20 protein-coding genes and 5 pseudogenes are annotated in these 21,850 nt (G+C 30.8%); 16 read left to right on the top strand and 9 right to left on the bottom strand.

Annotation, left to right across the window (positions count from 1 at the left end; genetic code table 11):
* Positions 1-149: 149 nt before the first annotated feature.
* Entirely contained in the window at positions 150-1,847 is a 1,698-nt protein-coding gene (locus ACZDYH_RS18580; protein ID WP_434714700.1) for a helix-turn-helix domain-containing protein, read from the top strand.
* 160 nt (positions 1,848-2,007) lie between these two features.
* On the opposite strand, the gene ACZDYH_RS18575 is transcribed toward ACZDYH_RS18580, so the two are convergent.
* Positions 2,008-2,475, bottom strand: a complete 468-nt coding sequence (locus ACZDYH_RS18575; protein ID WP_434714698.1) for an RsfA family transcriptional regulator — start codon at positions 2,473-2,475, stop codon at positions 2,008-2,010.
* A gap of 354 nt (positions 2,476-2,829) precedes the next feature.
* On the opposite strand from ACZDYH_RS18575, the gene ACZDYH_RS18570 reads away from it, so the two are divergent.
* Positions 2,830-4,479, top strand: coding sequence for a S8 family peptidase (locus tag ACZDYH_RS18570; protein WP_474886899.1), 1,650 nt, complete (start codon positions 2,830-2,832; stop codon positions 4,477-4,479).
* 354 nt (positions 4,480-4,833) lie between these two features.
* Here ACZDYH_RS18570 and ACZDYH_RS18565 read toward each other — a convergent pair whose 3' ends face one another.
* Positions 4,834-5,016 carry a hypothetical protein gene (locus ACZDYH_RS18565; RefSeq protein ID WP_434714695.1) on the bottom strand — a complete coding sequence of 61 codons (183 nt, stop codon included), beginning with the start codon at positions 5,014-5,016 and terminating at the stop codon, positions 4,834-4,836.
* 220 nt (positions 5,017-5,236) lie between these two features.
* On the opposite strand from ACZDYH_RS18565, the gene ACZDYH_RS18560 reads away from it, so the two are divergent.
* Positions 5,237-5,830, top strand: coding sequence for a hypothetical protein (locus ACZDYH_RS18560; RefSeq protein WP_474886897.1), 594 nt, complete (start codon positions 5,237-5,239; stop codon positions 5,828-5,830).
* A gap of 280 nt (positions 5,831-6,110) precedes the next feature.
* Here ACZDYH_RS18560 and ACZDYH_RS18555 read toward each other — a convergent pair whose 3' ends face one another.
* Positions 6,111-6,374 (bottom strand): hypothetical protein, encoded by a 264-nt coding sequence (locus ACZDYH_RS18555; RefSeq protein WP_065705211.1) that lies wholly within the window; start codon positions 6,372-6,374, stop codon positions 6,111-6,113.
* A 542-nt stretch (positions 6,375-6,916) separates the two neighbouring features.
* Entirely contained in the window at positions 6,917-7,180 is a 264-nt protein-coding gene (locus tag ACZDYH_RS18550) for a hypothetical protein (RefSeq protein ID WP_001115161.1), read from the bottom strand.
* Between the two features lie 469 nt (positions 7,181-7,649).
* On the opposite strand from ACZDYH_RS18550, the pseudogene ACZDYH_RS18545 reads away from it, so the two are divergent.
* Positions 7,650-7,999 (top strand): annotated as a pseudogene (locus ACZDYH_RS18545) (DUF2935 domain-containing protein); the annotation flags it as partial.
* Between the two features lie 252 nt (positions 8,000-8,251).
* On the opposite strand, the pseudogene ACZDYH_RS18540 reads toward ACZDYH_RS18545, so the two are convergent.
* Positions 8,252-8,562, bottom strand: a pseudogene (locus tag ACZDYH_RS18540) (TetR family transcriptional regulator C-terminal domain-containing protein); the annotation flags it as partial.
* Positions 8,563-8,896: 334 nt separating this feature from the next.
* On the opposite strand from ACZDYH_RS18540, the gene ACZDYH_RS18535 reads away from it, so the two are divergent.
* The 5 genes and pseudogenes from ACZDYH_RS18535 to ACZDYH_RS18515 all read left to right on the top strand — a co-directional run.
* Complete coding sequence (locus ACZDYH_RS18535; protein WP_097818937.1) at positions 8,897-9,244, top strand: YxeA family protein; 348 nt, start codon at positions 8,897-8,899, stop codon at positions 9,242-9,244.
* A 181-nt stretch (positions 9,245-9,425) separates the two neighbouring features.
* Positions 9,426-9,833, top strand: coding sequence for a type VII toxin-antitoxin system MntA family adenylyltransferase antitoxin (mntA, locus tag ACZDYH_RS18530; RefSeq protein ID WP_065705218.1), 408 nt, complete (start codon positions 9,426-9,428; stop codon positions 9,831-9,833).
* Positions 9,823-10,236: a type VII toxin-antitoxin system HepT family RNase toxin gene (gene hepT, locus ACZDYH_RS18525; RefSeq protein ID WP_000787540.1), complete on the top strand. Its 414-nt coding sequence runs from the start codon at positions 9,823-9,825 to the stop codon at positions 10,234-10,236. Before mntA ends, hepT begins: the two co-directional genes overlap by 11 nt.
* A 30-nt stretch (positions 10,237-10,266) precedes the next feature.
* A pseudogene (locus ACZDYH_RS18520) lies at positions 10,267-10,446 on the top strand (hypothetical protein); the annotation flags it as partial.
* A 512-nt stretch (positions 10,447-10,958) separates the two neighbouring features.
* Positions 10,959-11,069 (top strand): annotated as a pseudogene (locus tag ACZDYH_RS18515) (hypothetical protein); the annotation flags it as partial.
* A gap of 153 nt (positions 11,070-11,222) precedes the next feature.
* Here the strand turns inward: ACZDYH_RS18515 and ACZDYH_RS18510 are convergent.
* Entirely contained in the window at positions 11,223-11,702 is a 480-nt protein-coding gene (locus ACZDYH_RS18510) for a CPBP family intramembrane glutamic endopeptidase (RefSeq protein WP_078984864.1), read from the bottom strand.
* A gap of 981 nt (positions 11,703-12,683) precedes the next feature.
* On the opposite strand from ACZDYH_RS18510, the gene ACZDYH_RS18505 reads away from it, so the two are divergent.
* A complete protein-coding gene (locus ACZDYH_RS18505; protein WP_102957125.1) occupies positions 12,684-14,426 on the top strand; it encodes a methyl-accepting chemotaxis protein in 1,743 nt (580 codons plus the stop codon).
* A gap of 172 nt (positions 14,427-14,598) precedes the next feature.
* The gene (locus tag ACZDYH_RS18500) at positions 14,599-14,814 is read left to right on the top strand and encodes an alpha/beta-type small acid-soluble spore protein (RefSeq protein WP_001167047.1); all 216 of its coding nucleotides are present in this window, start codon (positions 14,599-14,601) and stop codon (positions 14,812-14,814) included.
* A 72-nt stretch (positions 14,815-14,886) separates the two neighbouring features.
* Here ACZDYH_RS18500 and ACZDYH_RS18495 read toward each other — a convergent pair whose 3' ends face one another.
* On the bottom strand, positions 14,887-15,303 hold the full coding sequence (locus tag ACZDYH_RS18495; protein WP_000733523.1) for a hypothetical protein: 417 nt from the start codon (positions 15,301-15,303) through the stop codon (positions 14,887-14,889).
* Between the two features lie 499 nt (positions 15,304-15,802).
* On the opposite strand from ACZDYH_RS18495, the gene ACZDYH_RS18490 reads away from it, so the two are divergent.
* Entirely contained in the window at positions 15,803-15,964 is a 162-nt protein-coding gene (locus tag ACZDYH_RS18490; protein WP_180985083.1) for a hypothetical protein, read from the top strand.
* 67 nt (positions 15,965-16,031) lie between these two features.
* Here ACZDYH_RS18490 and ACZDYH_RS18485 read toward each other — a convergent pair whose 3' ends face one another.
* A complete protein-coding gene (locus ACZDYH_RS18485) occupies positions 16,032-16,160 on the bottom strand; it encodes a hypothetical protein (protein WP_000732005.1) in 129 nt (42 codons plus the stop codon).
* A complete protein-coding gene (locus ACZDYH_RS18480; protein ID WP_102957124.1) occupies positions 16,157-17,251 on the bottom strand; it encodes a Rap family tetratricopeptide repeat protein in 1,095 nt (364 codons plus the stop codon). Before ACZDYH_RS18480 ends, ACZDYH_RS18485 begins: the two co-directional genes overlap by 4 nt.
* A 245-nt stretch (positions 17,252-17,496) precedes the next feature.
* Between ACZDYH_RS18480 and ACZDYH_RS18475 the strand changes: the two genes are divergently transcribed.
* From ACZDYH_RS18475 to ACZDYH_RS18460, 4 genes and pseudogenes are all read left to right on the top strand, one after another.
* Positions 17,497-17,841, top strand: coding sequence for an ArsR/SmtB family transcription factor (locus tag ACZDYH_RS18475; protein WP_258009816.1), 345 nt, complete (start codon positions 17,497-17,499; stop codon positions 17,839-17,841).
* Between the two features lie 231 nt (positions 17,842-18,072).
* The gene (locus ACZDYH_RS18470) at positions 18,073-19,443 is read left to right on the top strand and encodes a M23 family metallopeptidase (RefSeq protein ID WP_434714684.1); all 1,371 of its coding nucleotides are present in this window, start codon (positions 18,073-18,075) and stop codon (positions 19,441-19,443) included.
* An 813-nt stretch (positions 19,444-20,256) separates the two neighbouring features.
* A pseudogene (locus ACZDYH_RS18465) lies at positions 20,257-20,688 on the top strand (hypothetical protein).
* Between the two features lie 40 nt (positions 20,689-20,728).
* Positions 20,729-21,724: a type II toxin-antitoxin system antitoxin SocA domain-containing protein gene (locus ACZDYH_RS18460; protein ID WP_102956657.1), complete on the top strand. Its 996-nt coding sequence runs from the start codon at positions 20,729-20,731 to the stop codon at positions 21,722-21,724.
* Positions 21,725-21,850 lie beyond the last annotated feature (126 nt).

The following is a 21,850-nucleotide window of genomic DNA, read 5'->3' as shown; positions in this document are numbered from 1 at the left end:
AGCAAAAGAAATGCAAGAAAAGAAGAATAGGGAAAGAAAGAAACAAAAATTTGTAAATATCTGTTACAATAAATTAAATATAATAGTAGTTAAGATTTTTATACTGAGAATTATTTTATTGTGATCCATGGTTTAGGGAGGAAAAGAAAGTGGATAACTTATTACAAATGTTTCGAGATGCCTTGTTAATCTCTGAGCCAATTTATAAAACTAACGAGCTAGTATGGAATAAGTGGAATGCATACTTTAAAGATGTTGAAAACAATAATAATAAGGTACTCACATCACCCCATGCTTCTCCATCATTTACTGCATTAGTGTCTTGGCTAGAAAAAAAACAAGAATCCGGTACTACATTAGTACAAATTTATGCCAAAATTGATTCCTATAAGGAAGAAATATATAAAGAAATTGAAGGATTTATAGACAAAGAATTTCAAAATGTAGCATCTTCAAGTTCCATAATAGTAGAAAATGATCAAAATATAGAAGAGACAAGCATAGTAAACCATGAGGATTATTATGAGGTAAATAACTCTGCTGTTTATTATAAGCTAAGAGATGGGATTGCAAAAAATCAATTTGAAGAGGACGAATTGAGTAAGGTTTTACAATATCCTATTGAAACAAAATCTTCTACTGGTGTAGCTCAGCTTTCTTCACACAAAGATGAAGATTTAAGACTTACTAATATAGAAGAAGCAGCTCGATGGAATACCCTTGTAGATGACGTAATGAGTAATATGGATGATTTAACGGCAGATTGCTTAGATGCAATCACAATACAGTGGATCAATGAAGCAAAATCTCCAGATGATTTTATTGACTTTTCTTATGAACAAGTTTTAGAAATGTGCAACATTCCAAAAACAGTTGTTAAAAATAAAGAATACTATAGAGCGGAAGATAAAATTAAGATAGCAAAGAGAATTGCAGCTTTAGCAAGCATTTTTATCTATTTAAATGATGAGAATGAAGTCGTTGTATTAAATGACCGTGATGATGATGGGGAACGTTTAGAATTAAAGCGTGAAGTTATCAAAAGATTATTTGTATTAGATTCAGTTGTTTTATGGAGACATAGTGTTACTAACGAATACATGGGTATTGAATCTTGTCGTATTAAGCCGGGTAGCTTTTTAACTAATTATTTGTATGGATCAAATAATACAACAGCCCTATTATCTAAAAAAGCACTTGAATACAATAGTTATAGACACAAATATCATAAAAGGTTAATTCGATACTTAACATGGCAATGGAGAATTAGACAAATGTATTCATCATTGAAAAAGCCATATTCTATAGGTGGGGACAAAGGACTGCTAGCAGTAATGGATATCCCAAAAGATTGGAAGCCTAATCGTATTAGAGAACAGTTAGAAAATGTTCTAATGGATTTAGAAAATGAAAAAGTAATCTCTCATTGGGAGTATAGTGATCCACTGGATGAACAACAAATTGGGAAACGTAATTGGTTTAAAAATTATTACACCAACTTAGGAATAACGATTTTACCACCTGAAGAAATGCTACAGTCAATGGATAGGGTAATAGGAAAGAAGAGTATAGAGGAACCACAAGAGCAATTACCGGAAGTAAAAGTTGTTAAAGAAATAAAGAAGACTGTAGAATCAGTCGAACAAATAGAGAAAAAGATCCGTGACCAAATACTGAAAGTACACAATGAAAAGAAGGTAAGCATTCGTGAAATAGCAGATGAAATTAGTATTTCTCCGTCTACATTATCTAGGTTTTGTAATTATAAAACAAAACGTTTATCTAAAAAAGCATTAGAAAAGCTAACAAAATGGTGTGAAAGACAAGAAATATTAGAAAAGATGTAACATAGACTAAATATTTCTTTTAATAATAGTCAAAGTAAAATACACATACATTATGTATGTGTATTTTACTTATTATTACTAATAACAGTCTGAATTTTCTTTAATTATGGTGGTTTTGGCGGGCGAAAATCCTACTGGAAAGACATTATAGTTATGCTGTTTAATCCACTGCAATTAAATTTCTTGTCTTATCAATATGATTCAGTAACATACGATACTCTTCTTCATACATAGTTATACGTTGTAGAAGAGATTGATTCTCTGTTTCTAAATCTTCAATTTGATTTTGTAACTTTGTCAATTCATTCACATTTTTATAATTTTGTAGAAAGAGAATAATATCATCTAATGTAAGAGACAAAGAGTCTTTTTCTTTTTCTGATGGGGAGAGGGGAATGTTGTTTCCCATTTTTCGGTCTTGTTTTGCTTGTTGTATTTCTTCTTGGTATTGTTTTCTCACATATGAATTCCAACGAAATCCACAAGCTGCGGGTGTTCTAGCTAGTAGTTTTGCTACTTCTTTGAATGCAGCTAACTGTGTTCCACCGTTACGAATATTCTGGAGTACTGTTGATGCGAGAAGTAAATCGTTATCATCAGTCCAGGAATCTTGTCTTGAGATTACCACGTTTTAACCCCCCTTATATGTTCTATATTATATATATGCAATTACTCAAAATGATAGAAGTTCAACTTATCTTGAAATAATTGGGAGTAAGTTGATAGAAGTATGTATGATTTTAAATGCAAAATTGCATTTAAGGTTGACTATTTCGCAATGGTGTAACTATAATGGTTACAGTTATACAACTGAATTAATAAAATTGTTGGTATGAATTGGTTGTATTAATAATGTATAAACAAATATTAAAGAATGAATGGAGTTGAAAATATAGTCCTACATATAAAACGTTTGTATAAAAAGAAATTAGGTAATATACATTTTTTTATAATTATATATTAATAAAAAGAGGTGCACGTTTTGAAAATTTTTAAGGGAATTCTAGTTTCTTCAATTGCATTAACAGCATTCAATGGGGTAGGCGGACTATTTCCAAGTGGAAAATCAGAAGTTGCCTATGCAGCTACTTACAATTATTCAAATAAGCAATTGAATTCTACTGTACATAAGCAAGTTACGAAACAATTAATTTTGAAATTTAAAAATGAAGCGAATTTACCATATCAGGATGGAATAGAAAAATTCATTAAAGAAGAAAAACAAGATCCTGAATTAATTGGAATTTTAGCTGAATATCCAAACGTAACTATAAATCGACTTTTTAATTCCTTAAATCCTAAAGAAATTAAAAATCTTGGTAAAGAAATAAAAGATTCCGATCATATTTCTTCTAATTTGCTAAACTATTATATTGTAGAAACACAAGATGATATTGATGTACAAGCATTACTTACAAAAATTGAAAAATCATCTCTTGTTGAAACGGCGTATTTACAGGAAGAAGAGGCGCCACCAGCAGAGCGTTTGCCCAATTTATCTGTTAATCCATATGATGAGCCTAGACTTACAAGACAAGGTTACCTTGAACCAGCACCATTAGGAATTAATGCACCTTATGCCTGGAGCATAAAAGGTGGAGATGGAAAAGGAACTACTTTCGTAGATATGGAGTATGGGTGGTTATTTAATCATGAGGATTTAGTGAATCAAAAAATTGAATTGATATCTGGACAGAATAAAAGTGAGCATCATGACCATGGTACCTCAGTCTTAGGAATTGTTTCGGCAGAGGATAATAACATAGGTGGAATTGGAATCGCACCGAAAGCTAAGGTAAAGGTTGTATCCCAGATTAGGGATAACGGAAATTATAATACAGCTGATGCTATTTTAAGTGCGGTTAACAATATGCAAGCTGGAGATATTCTTTTACTAGAGGCACAAGCAACTTACGATGGATATGGAGATAAGAACTATTTTCCTGTGGAAGTAAAACCAGACATATTTGATGCAATTCGTATGGGAACAAATAAGGGAATTATTATTATTGAAGCAGGTGCAAACGGCGGAAATGACTTGGATCAATTTAGAGACCGTAATGGTAAACAAGTTTTAAATCGTAATAGTCCTGATTTTAAAGATTCAGGGGCAATTATGGTTGGGGCAGCTTCTGCAAGGGTTCCTCATAAGCGTTCATATTTCTCTAATTACGGTAGTAGAGTGGATGTGTATGGATGGGGGAATGCAGTAGATACTACAGATGCTAAACCAAGTGAATTTATAACAAATCTATATACATCTAGTTTTGCTGGAACATCTAGTGCATCGCCTATTATTGCTGGCGCTGCAGCATCAATTCAAGGAATTGCAAAAAATAATCAGGGGAGAGTATATACACCAAGACAGCTTAGGGATATTTTAAGTGATTCTAGCACTGGAACGAAATCTAATGATCCAACTTCTGATAGAATTGGTGTTTTACCTGACTTAAAAGCCATTTTATCTAAACTTGGTTTTTCACCAAACTTAAGTAATGATTCTTCCATTGTATTTCCTGAGGAACAAGAAATAAATAAAGGGAATAAGGGAAATGAAGGATCTACTATTACGTTCCCAAAAGAAGATTCCGCTAATAGTGAAGGGGACTCTAGCTTTATTTTCCCAGAATAATTGTAGGGATATCTTCTATTTAATATAAGAGAATTTTATATAACTAGTTGAGTATAATAATGGTGAGATAGGCTCTTATGTGTAATAGCATAAGAGCTTGTCTGTTGTACTTTTAACTATATAAGAGGGAAAGTACTTCTTTAGATATTTACCTTACTTAACAAACCAGGCGTTAAAATGGACATAGTGAATTCGTACTTGTGGGTATTTTTATTTGTTAAGTTAATGGCGGATTGATGCGGTACAATCCCTTATTTTAAAATAAATTAGGCAACAAAGGAATGGAGAAGCTAGTTTAAAATGTTATATTTTCATGGAATGTATAATTTTGTAAACTTCCGCCATTTATGTTTTTTAATTTTCATTTATTTGATCTGCATTATTTTTTATAAGGAAGTTTTTCGTATTACTAATTGCTTGAATTGATTTAATTTTAATAGTGATTTTATTTGGAGATTGTATAATCTGATTAGTTGAATTATCTTTTATCTGTAGATTTGGCCCAGTAACAGCGATTGATTCTTTACCAATACTCATTATAAAACCTTTAATATGAATTTGTTCTAAAAATATTATGATGGGTAAATGAATTAATTGATAATCACGTAAAAGTTTTTGGATTTCATTTGTAATATCTTTAATATTTTTAGACGCGTTGATTTGATATTTAGAAATCGATTGTGAGTTATTTTGTTTGATCTTGAATCTTTTTGATTCTCCTTGAGAAACAGATGGGGATGGTAAATTTAATAAAACTATGGAGATTTTTTGTGAACGTGATGAAGTATTTGTAGGTTTTGATGAAATCGTAGAATTTTTTTGTGAACGTGATGGAGTATTTGTAGGTTGGGATGAAACAGTAGGACTTTGTTGTGAACGTGATGGAGTATTTGTAGGTTGGGATGAAACAGTAGGACTTTGTTGTGAACGTGATGGAGCATTTGTAGGTTGGGATGAAATAGTAGGACTTTGTTGTGAACGTGATGGAGCATTTGTAGGTTGGGATGAAACCGTAGAATTTTGTTGTGAACGTGGTGGAGTATTCGTTGGTTCTGATGAAACTGAAGTATTTTGTTGTAAACGTGGTGAAGTATCTGTTGGTTCTGATGAAACCGTAGAATTTTGTTGTAAACGTGGTGAAGTAACGGTTGGTTCTGATGAAACCGTAGAATTTTGTTGTGAACGTGGTGGAGTATCTGTTGGTTCTGATGAAACCGTAGAATTTTGTTGTGAACGTGGTGGAGTATCTGTTGGTTCTGATGAAACTGAAGTATTTTGTTGTGAACGTGGTGGAGTATCCGTTGGTTCTGATGAAACTGAAGTATTTTTTTGTGAGCGTGGTGGAGTATAAAAAGGGATAGGATCTATATTAAACAATTTAAACTTAGGTTGTTTAATATTTTTTTGATTTGAACAAAACTGACACATCTAAACACCTCCTAAAAAGAGTTGTACTATATAGTAAACAGATTATGTAAAAGAGTGCTAATAAAAAAATAATAAACAAGCCAAAATTATTTTCTATATAAGTGATATTTTAGGCTAATTTATATCAATTAAGGTTTTGTAAAATGAAATTTTAAAAAATGCAATGGGTATTTACAACCCATTGCATTTTTGGGTTTTATTGATTATTCCCCTTGGTCATCACTAACTGATAAAATTGAACTAATTTTAACACTAATTTGGTTTGGATTTTCAAGGTCTCCACCAGTAGCATTACTTTCTACTTCGACACCTTCGCCGTTACCACGACGAAGAGTAACAAAGTTTTCTCCAATTCGAGTGATAAGACCTTCTACATGAAACGATGGTAAAAATAATACCACTCTTGCACCTACTAATTGAAATGCGTGTAACAATTCACGGATTTCATCTTCATGACGTTCTGGCATTTATATCTTCCTCCTCAAATAAATTAAAAAAGTAGAAAAGGGTTAAAAAAATACCTCTTTGCTACTTCTCAAGATAGGATATGTTGAAAATTACTAATCGAAATAGACAAAGTGGTAATTTATTTTTAATAATGTGGAATTTTACTAGGGTTCAAATATCTCTATAGTGAGAAGTTATTAAGAGGTTATTAGCCCTTAAAATAGTAGTTGATCTTGTGTTTAAATGAGAGATTATAGACATTCTGCTAATTTTAAATGGTAAATAATCTTGTTTTGGATTCATTTTAGGCTGTTTAATATTTTTTGATTTAAACAAAACTGACATATCTAAATACTCTCTAAAAAGAGTTGTATTATAAAATAAACAGATTGTATGAAGGAGTGATAATAAAAAGAATAATAAAAAGAATAATAAAGAAATCAAAATTACTTTCCATATAAGTAATATTTCAGGGGAATTCATACCAATTAAGGTTCTGTAAAATGAAATTTAAAAAATGCAATGGGTATTTATAACCCCATTGCATTTTTGGCTGTATTAATTATTCGCCTTGGTCATCACTAACTGATAAAATTGAACTAATTTTAACACTAATTTGGTTTGGATTCTCAAGGTCTCCACCATTAGCATTACTTTCTACTTCGACACCTTCGCCGTTACCACGACGAAGAGTAACAAAGTTTTCTCCAATTCGAGTGATAAGACCTTCTACATGAAACGATGGTAAAAATAATACTACTCTTGCACCTACTAATTGAAATGCGTGTAACAATTCACGGATTTCATCTTCATGACGTTCTGGCATTTATATCTTCCTCCTCAAATAAATTAAAAAGTAGAAAGGGGTTAAAAAAATACCTCTTTGCTACTTCTCAAGATAGGATATGTTGAAAATTACTAATCGAAATAGACAAAGTGGTAATTTATTTTTAATGATGCGGAATTTTACTAGGGTTCAAATATCTCTATAGTGAGAAGTTATTAAGGGGTTATTAGCCCTTAAAATAGTAGTTGATCCTGTGTTTAAGTGAGAGATTTTAGACAGTCTGCTAATTTGAACTGATAAATAATCTTATTTTTATAGCCATAATAAACTTTGATGAATGGTATTTTTATATATATTCATAGAATGGAATTAGCGTATTGTATACTGGGAAGATTAAGAATGAATAGGGATGAATAGGGATGAAACTTTATTACATCCTGTTATGGTTTCTAAGTATGTAATTCTTGTCGAGCAATCAGAAAATGAAATTTGTTTTTGAGATAGAATCATGAGGGAGCACTCTTTTTTCTTCGAATGAGATTTGGATATGAGGATATTTTGCTAGTTTAATAGATAAATTTTATTAATTATTTGAGCATATTGTACAAATAAAAAGATTTAACTCAGAAGTACAACAATCTGTAACTAATATTTGGATATTTAAACAAAAAATTCCAAGATTAATTCTCACATATAAATTGTCAGGACAAAATAATTTTCTACTGTTAGTTGACCATACAAGTAGGGAAACTGCTTATTTTAGAAAATGTTTTCTTGTTAAGGATTACAGCAGAGTCTGCTAAATTTATTGTTCATCTTCTTGCTCCATCGGAAAAAAAGCTTGTAGACACGGACCGGTTAACGGTCTAATGAGCGATGATACCTCCTCATATATCGAGTTACTAATTGAAGAAGAGAATGAGGATTAGAAGGAATCATTACATTAATCAAGAAGGAAACTTTTATAATAAAGACGGCTCCAAGGTCTTTATTCTTTGTTATCGGATATTTTATTTGCTTTAACAAATCAATTATTACAATGGACATATTGAAAAAAGACACCTCAAAGTGTCTTTTTGTTTTTATATACAAGCCGTGTTTTAAGAAGGTTTAATTGGCATATGAATTAAGGAGATATCTTACTTGTTTTATAAAATAATGATGATGTATATTATTTTTTGATACTCGACTAGCCATAATAGCTCCTTCAATGGAAGAGGAAAGGGAAGAAGCAAGTGACATAGCATCTATATCATCTTTAATTTCTTTTTTTCGATTCCTTCTTTAATAAGAGATTCCGTTAGTACTACTGTATTATCATATCCTTTTGTAGCTGCAGCATGTAATTCAGGGAAAACATCTGTACTTTCAATTGCAACATTAAGTAAAGGACCCCCACCAGCAATTGGAGGATTGTGGGCCTCTGAAACTTGAAATTTTTTGTATCATTTGCTGCTAAATATGTTTATTCCAAAATGATAAATATATAGTAAATCATGAGTTCCTTGCTTCCCTCATGCTGCAAAAATTAAATGATGCTTTCATATTATTATATATGTAGTCGATCATGTTACATAGTATAGTTGTTATCTGAAAATATACAGTTTATCCTAAGGTTTGAAGTCAATCGGGTGCTTAGTTTGAATAGATAGTGACTATCTTACAAAAATGTAATGTTAGCGTAATGTTAATGGATTTTGGCAGTAAGAAGATTGGGATATAATTTTTTTTGAGAAGAAATATGAGGTGAATAATATGAAACGAATAATGCTTATGTTTAGTGTTTTTGTGATATTTACTGTGTTTTTATCGGGGTGTAACTTAAACCGACTTGGTACAGATAAATATTATGTTCAAATTACTAAGGATGGCGAACAATTAAAAGAGAAAAATGTTAATGGTGATACGACTTACCAATATAAATTGTCTGGATTTGATAAGGACGGTAAGGAAAAGGAAATGGAGTTTACAGCATTAAAAAATCTTCGTAAAGAAGCATTTTTACTTATATATTACACTGAGGAAAAAGGTGTGAAATCTTGGGAAGAAGTTAAAAAAGACGAACTCCCTACAAAAGTAAAAGAAAAATTAAAGGTGAATTAACATATAAAAGACACCGTTATTAGAGAAATATAGCCCCTATTTTTTAGATTTTCAAAAGCAATTTTGAGGTGTTTTAAGTACTAAGAAGCTTTAAATTTGTTTATGTATTTGTTGTAGCTTAATGGATTTCGTAATGGTTATGATATAATAAAATTCAAGTATAATAAGGGGGATTAATTAGATGATTTTTCAAAGCATGATAACAGCTATTATAGAAAAATTACAAGAGACGGTGAATCCCTATTGGATAATTGTGTTTGGATCAACGGCTGAGAACAGAGAACGAGAAGATAGTGATATTGATATAGCTTATGTAAGTGACACAACATTAGGGAACTATGAACGTTTTTTATTAGCACAGGAGTTAGCTAACATTGTTCATAGAGATGTTGATTTAGTTGATTTATCCGAAGCTTCTACAGTTTTTCAAGCTCAGATTATACATACAGGAAAGACAATATTTTGTTCGGATGAAAAACGTAAGGTTATTTTTGAAATGAAAACCTTAAAAATGTATTCAAAATTGAATGAAGAACGACAGATAGTATTTGATGATATAAAGAAAAGAGGTTCTATATATGAAGAATGAGGTTATTTTAAATAAAATTTCTACAATAGAGCGTTGTATAAAAAGAATCCAAGATGTGTATGGAAATGACCCTGAAAATTTAGAGGACTTTACAAAACAAGATTCAATAATATTGAATATACAAAGAGCTTGTGAAGCGAGTATTGATTTAGCGATGCATATTGTGGCAGGGAAAAAATTAGGACTACCCCAATCTAGTCGAGAGGCCTTTGATTTATTGGTTACAGCAGGATTACTTAGCGCTGATCTAGCAAATAAGTTAAAGGCAATGGTTGGATTTCGTAATATTGCTGTTCATGATTATCAAAGTGTAAATTTAGATATTGTTCGTCAAATTATTGAAAAACATTTAACTGATTTTAAACTATTTACAAAAGAAGTAATGGGGATATTGGAATTTTAGGCAAAAGAACAGAATAATAGGGCTGAAAAAATGATTAAAAAACTTACTATTGGTGCTATTGCTTTAGGCACAACAATAGGAGTAAGTAAACTTACATTTGCTGCTATAATACATTCTCCATCACAGTTTAAAGAAACTCCAAATGTTCATGTGCAATCCCTATATTCTCCATGGCAGTATTTAGGTCAAACTTCAAGGGAACTTCAAATTAATTAAAATTTTTAGAGATAAAGAACGTCAGCAATTAATTACGACACTAGAATCTTAGTTCTTTTACAAAAAAGAAGCTATCTTTAGTATGCTATTCTCCCCTCATAGTAGATAGGAAAAAGAAAACACATTAACCTATTTATTATGGAGGGGATTTTTCTATGGGGTAAATTAGAATTACTTGCTATGCAAAATGAAAGGAAAAGGAAATGGGTTTATACTTAAAAGAAGATATAAAACTGTTAAGAAAGAAATAGACATTTATTATCCAATTGTAAGACGTTAAATGAAATGATTCGAAACTTTAGGTACTAAAGAACTAGAAGAAGAACGTGGGAAAGTAAAAGGGTTATGTTTAGGTAGAATGAAACCTAAAGGTTCGGGTACTAAGACTAAACGATTGGAAGAAGAGGATGGGATGTTAGAAAAATGAAGGAAAGTATGTTGCGAAAGTAAAACTTTTAGGATAATGTACATAAAAAAGACTTCTTCATCTATCTTAAGTCCGCAAATATATACAATGTTATAATCCTCAAAGATTTCAAGAGAAATTAAATAACCTGAGTCCATACAAATATAGACTCAGGTGGCTTAGCTGTGTTTTGAAAATACTGTCTACCTGACAGGTCCCTCTCTTTTTATTCTTCAAATAAACAAACTGAAACAAGACTATTTAGAAGTATTAGTGAATTAGCCACTCTTTAATTTTTATTTCGTGTCTCTTAGCTTTAACAAGTACAAACATAATTCATTAATCTATATTACCTTTAAAACATTTATAAATTTGATGCTATAAAAGCAATAGAATTATGTAATAAGTGAATCAAAAAAACAACCCCAAAAGCAGACATGGTAACCTGATATTTTTCATTCTTTTTTTTATATACCCAATAAGCATAGTTATATAAAAGACCAATTATCGTTGTACCAACTATATAAGTGATTCCATATTGATGATTTAATCCAAATATAATTGAAGCTATTAAAATGATAAGGTAATCGCGATTTTTAATGTAAGGAATCCAACTTAATAGCCAAAATAAAAATACTTGAAAAACTACTGTTTCATATATAGGTGCCGCTAATACCCCTAATAAAACTTGAAGAATAAGAGGTGCTTCTGTTATTGGGTTTTTTTGTATTTCAGGTAAGAATAGATCTAATGGTATTACAAATAAAAATGATCCTAATAAAATAAGAAAAATAAAAGAAATGGTAGGCAAAGCAAACATAAATCTATTTATTTTTTTGAGCATATATATTTCTCCTATAATCTTTTAGTACATCTATACGAAAAGTAATAAATAATTGAGTCTCTTTTTGTTTGACATGTTTTTGTCTACTATTGATGAAAACCGTTCTGTAATTCAATTCTTGGTTTATATGTAGGTGTAGCGATAAAGTAGGGATATATTAACACTATATTGTGAATATTAAAATATTAAAGAGTTAAGTGAGATATTAAGGTCACACCAATTTTATGATGAATATAATATCAAGCCCGTTAAGGAAATATGCTGTATAGGACACGCTTGTACTGCTTATTTTACTATATGAATATTTAAGTGCATATAGTTTTGGAGGAGTATGTATTTTTGCATTTTTTAATACAAAATTTTTTTGTTAAAAATTTACTTTCTGCGCTACCTCATATGAATTTAAGACAATTGAAGGGTAAAGGCCAAAAGAGTACGAGTTCAGATTGTACAGGTTAATATTATAATGTTATAGAAAAATAAGGAAAAAAGTTATAAAATAGGAGATTGAATTAAACTTTCAGATTTTATTGTTCTGCAAGATAAAAATAACTAAAGATGAGGATCTTAAAAATTCTTATCTTTAGTTAAAACTAACGATATTATAAAAAATCCTCGCTGAAGGTACTGCAACAAATCTAATTTGAAAATCTTTAGGATATAAATATGGAATTTTAAATATTCTTAGTCGTCTATTAAACATTATAGCAATTATTATAGGCAAATCCTTTAATATCATCGATTTAGAAGAAATCAGTACAAATAGAAAAGATGAAGTGGTAGAAGTATTACGTCTTCCTTTTAATAGATTTCCAGGAGCAGCTGGACATATAAAAGATGCAATTGTAAATGAAAAAAATTGGAACGTTTGGTTGAACGATTAGTATGCTATTTTAAAGTTTAAATTAATAACAAAAAGAGAACCTCTTAATATGTTACTACTTTGTTTTTGTATTGTTGAAAATAAGAAAGGTGAAATCAATGAAAAAATATTGGCATAAGCTATCGTTGCTTCAAAAAAATGTATTACTAACGGTATTAGTAATTCTGACCCTTGTTGGAAGTATGGGAGCGTTAAGTTTTAATATGTTTCAAAATAGTATGATGTCTATATTTGAGAGGCAGTCTTTTGAAACAGGTGATGCGGTGTTAAATCAATTAGATCTAGAAATAGTAAGAGATGTAGCAAAAGACCCCACAGCTCAAAGAGTGAAGAAAGAAAAATTGACAGAGCAATTGGATAAATCTATAAAAGATATGAAAAGTGTTGGGCAAACATATGTTACAGGAGCCAAGCTAAATGATAAAGCTGAATTACAAATAGTAGCTTTGGGTACAGAATTAGCAAATACTGTTTCTGTAAAGCCAGGTGAATACTATGAGCAGCCTACTTATTGGATGAAAACATACGATAAAGTAATACAAACAAAACAGGCACAAATGACAGAAGTGTATGAAGATGAATTAGGGTTCTGGGTAACAATTTTAGAGCCAGTTACAGATGAAAATAAAAATATAATTGCAATTGTTGCAGCGGATTTGGAAGCTTCTATTATTCCTCTTACAAAGAAAAACTTTATGATACAAGGTTTACTATTTATTATAATTTCATTAACTATCGCAATTACAATTCAAATATTTATCTCACGAAACTCTCTATCGCCTTTAAAGGATTTACAAGAAGGGTTACGTAAAGTTGGTGAAGGGGATTTAAGTATTAAATTGAATGAAAGATCTGATGATATAGGGATAACCAATATCTATTTTAATAACACTATTAAAAAGTTTAATAGGATTATAGATAAAGTAAGGCAGACTGCTGAACAGGTTTCGACATCTTCACAGGAATTGTCGGTAAGTACAAAAGAAAATAGCATAGCTTTTAAAGAAATTGCAAGTGCTATTACAGGATTAAATTTAGGAGCACATTCTCATGAATATGTAGTGCAAAAATGTTTAGGGATTGTTCAAGAAATGGAAAGTAAGATGAAAGAAATTAAAGCAGCTGCAAAACAAGTTGGCAATGCTTTGGAAGACATGGAACAGCATTCTGTAGAGGGAAAAGATTTGATTAAGCAAATCGTGAATCAAATGAAAAGAATTCAAGATACAGTTCAGGATGTGCCTTCTAGTATTTATGCATTCGAAGCACGATCTAAGGAAATTCATGAAATTCTTACTGTAATTACAACCATTTCAAATCAAACAAATTCATTAGCTTTAAATGCTTCTACTGAATCCTCATGTGCTGGAGAGATGGGGGAAGAATTTTCAGGTGCTGCGGACGAGGTACGTATATTAGCGGAAAGAACCGAGGCATCTGCAAGGGATATAGCTAAATTAATTGGTGAAACTCAGGCTGAAGCAGAGAGAGCTGTAAGATCCATGCAGAAGAGTTCAAAGGAAGTAGAATTAGGAATAACACTTGTTCAAAGTAGTGGTGCATTCTTTGAAAAGATTTCAGAATCTGCACAATCTGTTACAAATCAAATTAAAGCGACTTCGAATCATTCAAGTGACATTCTAAAAAATAATCAAACTATTGTTCAGTTTATAAATGAATTATCACACATTGCAAATACATATGTGAATAGCAGTAGTAATGTGGAGACAAGTATGAAAGAGCAAGAACTATATGTACAAGATATTGCAGAGTTGGCAAATTCTTTAAATTGGCTCTCGCAAGAGTTACAGGGGTTAATAGGGGAATTTAAAAGTAAGTAGGATAGAAGAAGGTATAGGTATAGGTATAGGGTATGACCTATACCTTTATTTATTCCCACATAAGGGATGAAAGCTTAGGTATATATGTAAAATAGCTAAACGAATAATTTTTTTGCATATTTTGTTGGAAATAGAGCATGATATTACCAAATTCAACGGAGGTGTTTAAAAAATGCAAATTCGCGAAAATAATAATTCAAACGAAATCTTAATAGCAGCTGCAGCAAGTGCAATTGAACAAATGAAATATGAAATCGCTCAGGAGTTTGGTGTTACACTTGGACCGGATTCAACTGCACGAGCAAATGGTTCAGTAGGTGGAGAGATTACGAAACGTTTAGTTCGTATGGCGCAAGAGCAGTTATCTGGTCAATATAAAATTCACTAAAACTAAAGGTATATCCCATTGAAGGGATATACCTTTTTAATTTGTTTTTAAAGAGGATCGTTACATTTTTTATTATTGGTTAAGTTTAGAAACAGCAAATTTAGCTGTAAAATTCATCTTCTTCATGTACGTAGAATTTACACCTGCTTGAAATTGTACAGAAATATTACCGTCTTTTTGCGCTTTAAATACGCGACCATATGGGGAATTAGCATTGAATGTGCCAATTACTTGATTATCCGCATCAAAGACCGTATAAGAAATTGGGAACCCTGAATTTTGTACAAAGACTGTAAGTTCTTCCCCTTTTTTAAGATTAAATGATTCTTTTTGAGACACTTCATAGGAACTCATAGAGTAGTATTTTGTGACTTCTTGAATTTCTAAATTCGTAGTAGCTGCACTCGCTTTTGATGCCTCAGCCCCTGGTAAATTCATACCTGAAAATACTGCAATTCCTAGTGCCCCTGCTAAAATCAATTTTTTCATAATAGTATTTCCTCCTTTAATATATTGTGAGATTTGAAACGAAAGTGAAAATTCCAACCCCTGAAACCATTATAGTTACAATGAGAATTATTTTCAATGAGGGTTTGTATGTAATTTTGCATATATAAAGTATTAACATAAGGTAATCAGTCAAGATTTGGAGTATTCTTAACAGAAGGGAAGGAAAAAATTAAAAAATCATGAATGATATTGTAACCGAACTATATATCTTTTGAGCATATTCCGTCCGCATCAAGTGAATATATTATTAATTTTATTTGTATTTGTTTTTTATTATAAAACATTTTGAGGTTGATAAAGTTTTATTATATGGAATTATTAAACAAAAATGATAAATTATATGTTATGATAAAAAGGCAATAAAGTACATCATCCTGACTTTATTGTATGTGTTTAGCCTATGTATGTCGTTTGTATTAAAAATAAGAAGTCTCTTAAAAAGAGACTTCTTATTTTTTGTATGGAGGGGGTATTACAGATGATTGATTACTATCAAATGTTTTTAATTACTATGGCAGGTATTTCCTTATTTTTTTATATACAACATGCTGGAAAACCAACAAAAAGAAACAAATGGAAGTTTTTAATTGTAGTATTTTTATTTTACCTTTTGAATTATTTATTTCTTAAATTTTTATAGATAGATATGTAGGGGATACGTTCATCATTCTAAAATATAAAAAAGGAAGGTGTAATCCTTCCTTTCATTATCCAGTATGTCCATGCGAATATTTAATAATATTTACAGTACTTTGAGTGCCTGTTGAAGAACTTGATCCAAAAGTAACTGTAACGACAATTAAGATACCAAGTAAGCTAACCGCTAATTTTTTCATTTTAATGCTCCTTTTTTAAAGTTTTTTTCATTGGCTTTACTAGCTTCATAAAAGTAATAGCTAGCTTTTAGATGATTATCTTCTTTGTAAAATTGGACTGCCAACTTTTCGGTATATTCATTTATATACTCATATAGTTCTTCTCGTTCAAAATAAGAAATTCCTTCTAAAACAGCTTTTTCTAAATCGTTAGCACAGCTATGTAGATTTATTTTTTCTAAAATATTAAAGTGATGAATATAACCTTCAATTCCCAATTGAGTAGAGAGTTGAATGCCCTTTTTTATTAATTCTTGAGCAATTTCATGTTCTCCTAATTTATAATGCTCTCTAGCTTCAATGAATACAGCTTTATAATCGCTAGGTAGCTTCTGATTAACTTCAGATAAATAACGTAATGCTACTTCAGATAGATTCTGAGTAGCGTACATAAACCCTAGATTGTGACGGACAATTAAAATATTGTATTCTAAATTTTCTTTTTGGAATGTATCCATAGCAGAGATAAAGTGTTCCTCAGCTAATTCCCATTCCTTTAAGTGAGTGCATGCTAATCCATATAAGTTATTACAGAAGGCAACTTTTAATTCATATCCAGGATGCTTTGAAAATATATCTTTAGCCTTCATTACATGATTAATACATAAAATTAATCTATGTGTATGACAATAAAAAATGGCTAACTCATAATGGAATTCAGCATGTTCAATCTCATCAGGAATTGTTTCTAATAGGTATTCAGCTTTATCGTAATGTATTTTTGCAAGGCTATGATTGCCAGTAACATTGGAATGAATGGCTTTAAAGAAGTGATAATAGTATGAAAGGAAATCGTCTGTAGGAGTTTTATAAGCATCACTTTGTTTAAAGCTATCTTTAGAAATACTTAAACTATCAATTAAATATTGATGTCTAAAATCTAGTAGTGAGTAGTATAATAATATCGTTTGATTTTCCTCTATGTTATGGATTTTGTTTTCGATTTCTTGTTTAAGTAATTGAGCGGCGTCTACATGCCTAGCTCTAATTTCTTGATACCATTCATTTAATAAATGAGTTATTTGCTCGTTCCCCTGTATATGAACATTCATTGTTCAATTTCATCCTCTCCAAAGATATTATTCAGCAATTAGTATCATATCAGAAATTTCCTCTATCAAAATCTATTTAATAGCATTTATCAATATGAGACGGAATATTCTATTAATTTATATTTATTGAGATTCAAGTAGTATGTATTATTGTAATTTCTGTAAAAATAACCTTTTTTTGATTTGAAGATTTGATCAAAATATATTTTCTTAACAGGCGAAAAGGGAACCATACCTAAGTAATTATGTATAGCGATAATAGGAAAATAGAAATAAATAATAACGGGGAATTTGAAATATTAGAGTTAAAAGAAAAGCAAGAGAGAAAAGAAATCTTGGAAGAAGATGTAGAGGTATTAAAGGCGAAGGTACATCCAGTACGGCTACAAATTGTAAATGAGTTAATGTACCATAAGACATGTAATGTTACACAGTTAATAGAGATTTTAAATCTTCCGCAATCTACGGCCTCACAACATTTATCAAAATTGAGAGGCACCGTACTTCGTGCAGAAAGAAAAGGATTAGAAATGCATTATTATATTGAGAATTTCAAAGCCCGTCAAATCGCCAGAGTTTTAAATATGTAGATTGGAAATAACATCAAAATCTCCTGTATTAAAGCAGGTTTTTTTTGTTTTTATTAAACTGTAAATATTTATATTAGAGTAAAAACTATTTTCTTAATTATAGGAATGAGATAGGAATGAGATAGGAATATCAAATAGGTTTTAAATAGTAAAAATATAGAAAAATAAAGAAAAATATGTTAATGTAATAAGCGCAATATAAGATTATTCGAAAAGGAGTGAAGAGAGTATATGTTAAAAAGGGGTGTAATGTTATTATTCTTTATTCTATCTATCTCGACATTTAGTATGGTAACTCACGCTGCTAATAGTTCAGAATACGTGAATCAATCATTCTATGGGTATAAAGAACCGTCATTTACTTCAGCTAAAACAAATGGTGGATCAGAGTACGGTGCCCAAAATGTAGGAGTCGTAGAAAAAAGAGATAATGGCTGGTGGAAGATTGAAACATGGGAAGGTCCAGTTTGGATTAACTTGACTGGGGAAGAACGTGTCATGGGAGATTTCTATGCATATGATGAACCTTCTTTCTCATCAAAGGTTGCGAATGCCGGAGCGAAGTACGGAAGACAAACATTTAGAATAGTAGATGGAACAACAGATGGTTGGCTGAAATTTAAGACGTGGGAAGGCGACAAGTGGATGAATCCTACGGCTGAACAAATTACTGTCAACAAAACAATCTATGCGTATAATGAGCCTTCATTTAATGCAAAGAAAGCAAATTATGGAGAACCTTTTAACCCACAAAATTGGGGAGTAGTAGAAAAAAAAGAAAATGGCTGGATGAAGGTAGGTACTTATGAAGGTTATAAGTGGATCAATCCAGATGGAGAAGAAAGATTCATAAACAAATCATTCTATGCGTATAACGAAGCTTCATTTAATGCAGCAAAAGCAAACGCTGGAGCATTATATAGTCCACAGAATTTTAGAGTTGTGGATGGGACACCTAGTGGATGGTTGAAGGTTAAAACATGGGAAGGCGAGAAATGGCTGAATCTAGATGGAGAAGAAAGATTCATAAACAAATCATTCTATGCGTATAACGAGCCTTCATTTAGTTCAGGTAAAGCAAACGCTGGAGCAGTATATAATCCACAGAATTTTAGAATAATAGATGGGACAACTAGTGGTTGGTTGAAGATTAAAACATGGGAAGGCGACAAGTGGATGAATCCGCATGAAACAGATTCGGGTTCTTCTAAATATCAAATGCCTATCAAAAATCCAAATGTTAGCTCATGGTATGGAAGTCGTTGGGGGACAGTGCATAAAGGTATTGATTTCTCAGCGGCAAAGGGTACACCAATAATGGCATCTAAATCAGGAACTGTAGAATTTGCTGGTTTTGGTGTAAGAGGTCAAGGATTTGGTGGATATGGAAATGCAGTGGTTATTAGGCATGAAGACGGACTTTGGACATTATACGGTCATATGGACTCAATTTTAACTACTGTAGGGGCACATGTACAACAAGGTCAAGTAATAGGGAAAGTAGGTAGTACAGGCGATTCTACTGGGAACCATTTGCACTTCGAAATTAAGAATCAGTATATAGGTGGACAAGTAGATCCAAAACCATATTTACCATTTTAATAAACATTAAGTTTGAATAATTAATATACGATAAGAATAATTTATTTATTGCTTATTTAATAAAAGGACAGTTATCTAAGGATAGCTGTCCTTTTATAATTTATGGAATGGATTACTCGTGGGTACCGTGATTGTCATTTTATTGGAACAGTTTTGGAAAGAGTAAAGTATTTATATGCTTTTTCATTTAGAAGAAAATAAAGAATGAAAATCAGCATTTGGAAATATTTTAAAATATCTTGATATAAACCTATGTATTTTGTAATATATAGGTATATTGTTAGTTTATTTGATTCCGTTTATTCCCACACCTTATGTGTTGTGGTTGAGTTGTAGAAGTAAGTTTTGTTCTTACTTTAATTTTGAAAGGGCTTCTTTGAGCCGATTAGTGTATTTAGCTTATTTTGCTATGCACAATTAATCGACTTGAGGAGGCCTTTTTTGTTTGGGTTTAAACAGGTATAAATATATATTTCTGTATAAAACAACAGATTAAGAAAGGAAGTTTATATAGGGGGAGAATACATATGAGTAATTGATTTGTTTATCAGGGAATTTGGAGGGATATGTAGTTTTTTAACGTTAAATGTATACACGGATACATGAAACTGTGATTTTAAAATAGATACATAATAGATTTACGAATTGCAGCAAAAATAATTATATAGAAGTTTTGTAGACGACATAAACGTACTCATTATAAGAAGGATGAATAGAATTTTACTGTGAATTTTAAAAAAACGTATCAATTGATACGTTTTTGTTGTAATTCTAGTAAATATGAGGTACGATTTGAAAGGGGAAAGAATTTTAATGCATATTAGCTTTCAAAATAGGGAGACAAAAAAGCACACTAATTTTACAATCGGGGAGATTGAGCAGTACATATTAGAGTTTAAAAAATTAATTAAAAATAATCGATTTACGGTTTCTTGAAATGAAAAAAGGAAAGAGAATAGTGAATTTTTAGAGGCTAATAAGATTAACGCTAGTAAAGTGAAAGAGATTCTTCTTAATATAGGAGTACGTGATTTTTGTTATGCAGTTGATAATAAAAATCCAAATTTTGCTCATGAAAAATTGTATATCTTTTGTCCACAATATGAGTTAGATAATTGGGGACAAAAGAAGTCGGTAGACATATATATTAAGATGAATCTAATTGAAAATAAGGACAGGAACAAATACATGATTGTTGTTTCTTTTCATAAAAGGAATAAACCAGTCACTTATCTTTTTAGGTAAAGATAAGTGACTAATGGTTTTAGAATGAGGGAGGATTTTTATGTTGGTTTTATGTGAGTTTTGTCGAGATATGGTAAAGTATTCTACTAAAGATGTTTCAAAAGTGACAGTCATTAGAGGGAAGCAATATCATTATGTAGGTAAAGAAGCAAATTGCGAGGAGTGTAAATCTGAAATATTTGTTCCTAACATTCATGATTATAATTTAGAACAATTAGATCATGCCTATAGACAACAGGAACAGTTAGTTACTATTTCTGAAATAAGAGAGGTGTTAGAAAAATATAAGATTGGAAAACGTCCATTGTCTTTACTTTTAGGTTGGGGAGAGGTTACCCTAACAAGGTATGTAAATGGAGATATTCCGACAAAGCAGTACTCGGATATATTGAAAAGATTAGGTAGAGATCAATCTTTTATGCTAGATATTTTAGAAAGAAATAAAGATTTAATTACTCAAAAAGCATATAGAGTCTCTAAAGAAGCAATCGCAAAGCTACAGGAAAATGATGATATTCCTTCTACGCAGACTACGAAAATCGAGGAAGTTGCTAACTATTTGCTATATAAAAATGATGATATTACTCCTTTAGCTCTTCAAAAGCTGTTATACTATGCGCAAGGATTTTGTAAGGTGTTTACTGGAACATATTTATTTGAAGATGATTGTGAAGTAGGAAGTCATGGCCCGGTATATCGAGTTGTTTTTGATAAATATAAAGGATATCAGTACGACAATCTTGAAGTTAATTATGTTAGTACAAATCAATTAACTCAAATAGAAAAGGAAATATTAGACTGTGTAATCAATACTTTAGGTTGTTATAGTGGGAAGAGTTTAGAAAAAATGATTCTATTTGACTTACCATGGACAGTAGCTGATCTAGAATTAGAAGATAATAATTCTGGTAAACCTATCATGGAAAAAGAGGAGATAGATAATTGTTTTAATACAATGAAACAGGCATATAATTTAGTTGCTATTTCTGATATTAAACAATATTGCATAAGAGTATTTGACAATATAAGTAATTAAATGTTGTAGCTATATCATTTTTAATATGATTGATATATATTTTATTTACTGTTAATCAGACCTCTGTAAAGGTATTAAAAGATAGTACTAATTACAAAATATTAGAAGTGCAGAATATAAACACTT

The sequence above is a fragment of the Bacillus sp. EB V-12 genome, assembly GCF_056158125.1.
The sequence above is the reverse complement of the archived record's forward strand: the minus strand, read 5'-3'. Positions and strand labels throughout refer to the sequence as shown.